10 protein-coding genes are annotated in these 6387 nt (G+C 44.7%); 8 read left to right on the forward strand and 2 right to left on the reverse strand.

Going from position 1 to position 6387, the window contains the following annotated elements; translation table 11 throughout:
- The 7 genes from QUA20_RS18205 to QUA20_RS18235 all read left to right on the forward strand — a co-directional run.
- Positions 1–644: calcium-binding protein (locus QUA20_RS18205; RefSeq protein WP_333190481.1), on the forward strand; the 644-nt coding region annotated here is incomplete at its 5' end.
- Positions 645–1178: 534 nt separating this feature from the next.
- Positions 1179–2186 (forward strand): threo-3-hydroxy-L-aspartate ammonia-lyase, encoded by a 1008-nt coding sequence (locus QUA20_RS18210; protein ID WP_333190482.1) that lies wholly within the window; start codon positions 1179–1181, stop codon positions 2184–2186.
- Positions 2187–2192: 6 nt separating this feature from the next.
- Positions 2193–2486 (forward strand): hypothetical protein, encoded by a 294-nt coding sequence (locus QUA20_RS18215; RefSeq protein WP_333190483.1) that lies wholly within the window; start codon positions 2193–2195, stop codon positions 2484–2486.
- A 161-nt stretch (positions 2487–2647) separates the two neighbouring features.
- Positions 2648–2824, forward strand: a complete 177-nt coding sequence (locus QUA20_RS18220; protein ID WP_333190484.1) for an SNF2-related protein — start codon at positions 2648–2650, stop codon at positions 2822–2824.
- Positions 2821–3375, forward strand: coding sequence for an SNF2-related protein (locus QUA20_RS18225; RefSeq protein ID WP_333190485.1), 555 nt, complete (start codon positions 2821–2823; stop codon positions 3373–3375). Before QUA20_RS18220 ends, QUA20_RS18225 begins: the two co-directional genes overlap by 4 nt.
- A gap of 153 nt (positions 3376–3528) precedes the next feature.
- Positions 3529–3834 carry a small RNA NsiR4-regulated ssr1528 family protein gene (locus tag QUA20_RS18230; RefSeq protein ID WP_006635311.1) on the forward strand — a complete coding sequence of 102 codons (306 nt, stop codon included), beginning with the start codon at positions 3529–3531 and terminating at the stop codon, positions 3832–3834.
- A gap of 52 nt (positions 3835–3886) precedes the next feature.
- The gene (locus QUA20_RS18235) at positions 3887–4147 is read left to right on the forward strand and encodes a hypothetical protein (protein WP_246276587.1); all 261 of its coding nucleotides are present in this window, start codon (positions 3887–3889) and stop codon (positions 4145–4147) included.
- Positions 4148–4528: 381 nt separating this feature from the next.
- On the opposite strand, the gene QUA20_RS18240 is transcribed toward QUA20_RS18235, so the two are convergent.
- Positions 4529–5446 carry an NAD(P)H-dependent glycerol-3-phosphate dehydrogenase gene (locus QUA20_RS18240; RefSeq protein ID WP_333190486.1) on the reverse strand — a complete coding sequence of 306 codons (918 nt, stop codon included), beginning with the start codon at positions 5444–5446 and terminating at the stop codon, positions 4529–4531.
- A 99-nt stretch (positions 5447–5545) separates the two neighbouring features.
- Positions 5546–5974, reverse strand: a complete 429-nt coding sequence (locus QUA20_RS18245) for an NUDIX hydrolase (protein WP_333190487.1) — start codon at positions 5972–5974, stop codon at positions 5546–5548.
- 179 nt (positions 5975–6153) lie between these two features.
- Between QUA20_RS18245 and QUA20_RS18250 the strand changes: the two genes are divergently transcribed.
- On the forward strand, positions 6154–6366 hold the full coding sequence (locus QUA20_RS18250) for a hypothetical protein (RefSeq protein WP_333190488.1): 213 nt from the start codon (positions 6154–6156) through the stop codon (positions 6364–6366).
- Positions 6367–6387: the final 21 nt, after the last annotated feature.

A 6387-nucleotide genomic window follows, 5' to 3' on the forward strand; every position in this document is an offset into this window, starting at 1 on the left:
CGACCGCATTTAACAATTTCGGTTCTGGTGCTGGCGGTTACAACTTCACTACTCCTGTCTTGTTTACCGGAGATGCGGCTGCTAACAGCGTCACTGGTACTGAGTTTGCTGACATCTTCAGCGGCGGTAGCGGTGCCGACATTTTCGACGGCGGTTTGGGTAACGACAGCATTTCCGGCGACGATGGCAATGACAGCCTCTTCGGCGGTGGCGGTAGCGATACTCTCAACGGCGGTATTGGGAATGACACTTTAATCGGTGGTGTGGGAACCAATGTTCTCAACGGCGGTGCTGGTTTGGATGTGTTTGTGTTCAGCGGAACTACTGCTGACGGCGGGGATTTAATTACCAATTACAGCATTGCTGATGATGTAATTAACCTCGACACCACTGGTTTTGCCGCATTTACCACCGGATCGGGACCTTTGGGTTCGAGTTTCTACGCTTACAGCAGTACAGTTTCTGTAACTGCGCTCGAAGCAACTTTAACCGGGCCATCGATCATGGCTATCTACGACAGTTTGTCTGCATCTACTAAACTGTATTACGATAGCAACGGTTCTACGGTTGGCGGTAACAGTTTGTTTGCTACTGTCGATGTCGATTTAGGAATTTCCGGTAATTCTGAATTCTTCTTGTTCTAAACTGCAAGAATCGTAATTGGGATATCGGCGGTACGGATGGGGACACGGTAATGCCGTGTTCCTACAAGATACGGTTAAGGACACAGCAATGCTGTGTCCTTTTTTTTGTAATTGTTAAACAATTTAGCCGCTCTTTTTTGGGTAGGGAAACGGTATTGCGGTGTCCTCTTTTGCCTTGTTATCGATGGTTGGATTCGATCGCGCGATCGGGCAATTTCACCATCCAATCCGGTTTATTTTACCCGTTACCCGAAATCAGGACAAGGCGCCGTGCTGTTTCCCGAAAATTAATCGGGCGGTGGTTAAATTTGTATTGATTAATCCCTCTCCTGTGCAAGTACAAACCTCACTTTACTTTTTGATAGTAAATTGTCATAACTTTGATTTTAGTCAACAGCCTTTTTGACAATTAAGCGCAATATCTAATAATTATTAGCCCCAAAATATCATAAAAATTTATAATTTAATGGTAGGAGTGAAGCGGGCAATCCCCACCCTACAAATAGAGTCCTCGATAGTCCAAATCTAAAATCTATGAGTACCGACTTCTCTACAGAAAATCCCTTGCCAGTCAGTTTCGCCGATGTGGAGGCGGCCGCAAAGCGCTTGCAGGGTAAAGCTTTCAAGACACCGGTGCTGACTTCGGAAACTGTTAACAAACGGACGAATTCTCAGGTATTTTTCAAATGCGAAAACTTTCAGCGGACGGGTTCGTTTAAATTTCGGGGTGCTTGCAATGCTTTAATGCAGCTATCTGAAGCCGAAAAACAGCGGGGAGTGCTGACTTTTTCTTCGGGAAATCACGCGCAGGCGATCACCCTTGCCGCACAGTTGCTAGAAATTCCTGCTACTGTCGTGATGCCGGCAGACGCGCCAAAAGTCAAGCAAGAGGCGACTCGCGGCTACGGCGCAGAAATTATTTTGTACGATCGCACTCAAGTTGCGCGGGAAGACCTCACCGCCAAAATTGGCGCAGAACGACACTTAACAATTATTCCTCCTTACGATCATCCGTGGGTGATTGCGGGACAAGGTACGGCGGCGCTGGAATTAATCGCAGAAGTTGGGGAGTTGGATTTGCTGCTGGTTTGCTGCGGCGGCGGCGGTTTGCTGTCGGGATGCGCGATCGCAGCAAAAACTTTGTCTCCGCAGTGTAAAGTAATAGGAGTAGAACCCCAGCAAGCAGACGATGCTGCGCGATCGTTCCGCACGAAAACGCTGCAAACTGTTACTAACCCCGATACGATTGCTGACGGTGCGCGCACGCCATCTTTGGGCAAATTAACCTTTCCTTTGGTGCTGCATTATGTGGACGATATGGCAACTGTTTCAGAAGAGGCAATTCGCAGCACAATGTTTTTTATGTGGGAACGCATGAAGATAGTTGTTGAACCGACAGGAGTGTTAGCGGCGGCGGCTTTGTTGTCAGGTGTGGTGCAGGCTGAAAATACGAGGATTGGCGTGATTGTTAGCGGCGGAAATGTCGATTTTAATCATTTACCCAACACAAAAGGATCGTTAGATGCTGCCATTAATCTTTGATACTGCGTGTCCAGAGATGAGATTTTATCTGGAGACTTGTCTCTAGATTTATTTGCAGCAAAATTGCGGCTGGTAGTCGAAGGAAATGCACCTCAAGTTTATCAAAATGCCAATAAATTCTTTGCCAATACCTTCGCAACTGACGGCATCAAAACCCTAATTCGGGAAGTTTTCAGCCGCTTGATGAAGCAAAGCGCCGGGGCGGGGGTGGTTCGTTTGGAAACGAGTTGTGGGGGTGGCAAAACTCACGATGAAATTGCACTCTGGCATATCTGTCAGAATTCAGTAGTGAGAAGTTAGGAGGAGTTATTGGGAATGCTGAAATATCTCTAGATTATGCTAAATTGGAACCGCTTTTCAACTTGTACGCTTCACCAAGTTGTCTCGATTATTGTTTGAAATCTATTCCGATTAAACCTTAGCCACATCAAGTTAAAATATTGCGCCGAGTTGCGGCAGATTTGCCAAAAAGTTTTTTAATTGCGGATGAAGTTGGATTGGGAAAAACCATCGAAACCGGGTTGATTCTGCGTTACTTACTCATCAGCCAAAAAGTCAAACCTGTGTTAATTTTAGCACGCGCCAGCATTCAGCCGCAATGGCACGAAGAATTGCGTAAAAAATTTAACTTAACTTGAACTTTTGGAGTTATAGAAAAGGTGAATTAAAAAATTCCTATGGGGAGAGGAGTCACTCAGAGGAAAAGAATATTTGGAATTCCCAAAATCTCATTTTAGCATCATCTCATTTAGTCCGTCGGAGCGATCCCACAAAACAGCTTTTAGACGCGCAACCGTGGGACTTGGTGATTCTGGATGAAGCGCATCACGCCTGCCGCCAAAGCCAGCAAAACCGCAAGGAAACTCCGAATCGGTTGCTAGAGTTAATGCAGCAATTGAAAGAAAAAAGCCGATCGCTCTTATTATTATCCGCCACGCCAATGCAGATTGACACGATCGAAGTTTTTGATTTATTGCAACTTCTGGGACTGCCAGGACATTGGTCTTATGGTAAAAAATTCTGCAATTATTTTAGCACTTGGCATCTTAACTATCAAGGTTGCATTTATCCTATGACATTTTACCCGGATATCTTTGACGAAAATGCTTCACTGCAATTGATGAGTTTTGGCAATCCGTTGTTTGAAGAAATGCTCAAGGATCTCGCCTTTGTGCCAAACAGTCCTTAATCGAACAGTAATCGAAGAGTGTGGGGCGGACTGTTTAGCTTGTTTCACGAGTTTACGTTATTTTGAGCTGTGCTAGAGTTTGGTGCTCAACTTTGGCACTTTTAGGACTAAACTACTTTTTATGACGATCGTCCTTTTTATTTAATTTGCACAATGTCTTCAGAAACAAACTCAGCGGCTCAATCTACAACTGGTGCAGATGCGATCGATGTTGCGATCGCCTCTGGAATCGACTTTGACGGTACTCCGATTCCGCAAGCAAAATTAGACCTCTACAAGCAAGTAATGGGATTAGAAGCCGGGAGACAGCGCAGTGGCGTGTCAAATACAATGCGATCGCGCATTGTCCGCATCGGTGTCAAACATCTGCCTCAAAACGAGCTCGATAAAATGCTCGTTGCTGCTGACTTCGCACCGCTGAAAGATAAAGAAGTTGCGTTTTATTACGGCGGAAAGTAAAAATTATCTACCCTTCTAGACAGATGAACAGTCATCTCTGGATCGGTCAAACTTGGAACAAATCCTAGCAGAAGGTCAGTTTATGAGCACTAACGGTAGTACAGTCATCAGCAACCTCGAGTATGATTTGTTAACAGTTTTGCACAACAAGTCTGAAGCTTTGAAAGCCTACGAAACTTACATGAAAGATGCTCAAGAAACAGGTTCTCAGCCTTGTGCTGAGCTGTTTCAAAAATTGCAGCAAGCTGACATGGAGCACGCGCAGGAAATTCGGCAGCACCTTCAAGAGGTAATGCAGAAAGGCAAGATGTAAAGCTGGTGCAACTCGCTCTGCAAGTTATGAGTTATGAGTTATGAGTTAAGTAGTAGCAGCTATGAGTTAAAGAGTTTTGGATTCACAACTCATCTTCAATTCCTTAAACTCTCTCTCTGCTGAGCGATCGAAACATCAATCTGACCGCTCGACCAATCCAGCTTAGAACTCTTAATTGATAACTAGCAACTCGTGAGGCAAATCCTTGAAACTTCAGCTACGGGTAGGGGCTTAGGCTTTGCTTAAGTCCTTACCTATCTAGTTGTGCAGGTTATATAGCAACAGCCAAGACGGTTAGGACGTTGTTAATGGCTGAAACGATTGATTTTATTGCTTCTTCCTTCTTCCTTCTTCCTTCTTCCTTCTTCCGTCTTCCTTCTGCTATAAAATCTCCGGTTTCAAAGTTCGTTCCATCAGCGATAAAACGGCTTGCTCGGCAGTAATTTCACCATTTAATAAGCGATAAACTTGACGGGAAACGGGGACTTCAATTTCGCGCCTATCCGCTAAATCAATCAACACATTAGTAGTATTGACTCCCTCAGCAGTGCTCTGCAAGTCGTTCAAAATTTGCTCTAATGATTTGCCTTTAGCTAACCCGAAACCAACCCGATAATTGCGCGATAAAGGACTGTTGCAAGTAGCGAGCAAATCTCCCAAACCAGACAAACCGTAAAAAGTTTCTGCGCGAGCTCCCAAACGAACTCCCACCCGAATCATTTCCGGCAAAGCGCGAGTCAGCAAAGCAGATTTAGCATTAGTTCCTAATTGTAAACCGTCGCAAACACCAGCCGCGATCGCAAATACATTTTTCAAAGTTCCACCTAACTCAGTGCCCAGCGGATCTTCATTCACATAAACCCGAAAAATATCAGAACTGTAAATATTTTGCACTTGCTTGGCCGCAGCTAAATCCAAACTCGCCGCTACCGTTGCAGCCGGCAATCCTTGCTGAATTTCTTCTGAAAGATTAGGGCCGGAAAGTACCACAATTGAATTGTTAGGAAAGGCATTTTGCCAAATTTGAGACGGAGTGCGCGTGCTCGCCGGGTCTAAACCTTTGGTGACAGTAACTATAATTGTATCGGGACTTAACTCTAACGCAAGCAGTCGATCGACTGTTGCTCCAACTCCTTTCATCGAAACTGCCGAAACAACAACATCCGCACCTGTTATAACTGATTCTAGATTAAAAGAACTGCTGCGCGACCACAAATTAACTCGATCGCCTTTTTTGCCTCCCAGATTTGCCAGTGCCGAACCCCAAGCACCTCCGCCTAATATTGTCAAGCTTTGCATAGAATTTAGTTTGATGAATTTAACCGCAGATTAACACAGATAAATCATCGCAATCAATCTGCGTTAATCTGCGTGCATCTGCGGTTAAAAACCCTCACCCTACAAACGCGGACGCAATCCATAATGACGGTAACGCCAATAATCTCGTAAAATGCGATCGTGATCGAAACATAATTGATGGGGAATCTGCCAAGATTCAAAAAATTGTAAATTTTTAGCATCGTCGGCGGCTTGAGGTTCGCCGATTGCAGAAGCCAAGAATACAATACTGATTGTGTGTTGGCGGGCGTCGCGATCTGGGTCAGAATAAACGTAAAATTGCTCGATTAATTCTACATTCAAGCTCGTTTCTTCTAAAGCTTCGCGTTTGGCCGCCGTTTCTACCGATTCTCCGTAATCAACAAAGCCGCCGGGAATTGCCCAGCCGTAGGGAATATTGCGGCGTTCGATGAGTACGATCGGGCGGTGGGGGCGATCGGCTAATTCGATGATAATATCAACTGTAGGAGTAGGATTGTGATAAGTCATACCATTTTAGATTAAAGAATTGAAGAATTTAACATCGTTGCAGTTTAACTGTGGAACGGGCCCCAAAGACCGTTGCAGTTTAGCTGCAAAATGTGCGATCGACCTCACCTACAGTTCTACAATATACTTGCATATAATGTACGGATTGCGATCGCCTATCAAAAAGAGAGATTGAAAGTATGCCTAAGTGGCTGGGAAAAGTTTTAGGTATCGGTGCCGGTACAATCCTCCTCCTCGGTGCGAGTGGATACTGGTACGTTTTTATTGCCGGAGCACCTCAGTTAGACCCTCCGAAAGTAGTGGCTGATGCTGACTTAAATTTTCAACTCAAAACATATATAGCAATCCTAAATCATTATCATGATTGTGATACAATTATATGCAATACTTGATTGTGACCATAAAAAAATGAA

The sequence above is a fragment of the Microcoleus sp. Pol7_A1 genome (genome assembly GCF_036701085.1).
GTDB lineage: Bacteria > Cyanobacteriota > Cyanobacteriia > Cyanobacteriales > Microcoleaceae > Microcoleus > Microcoleus asticus.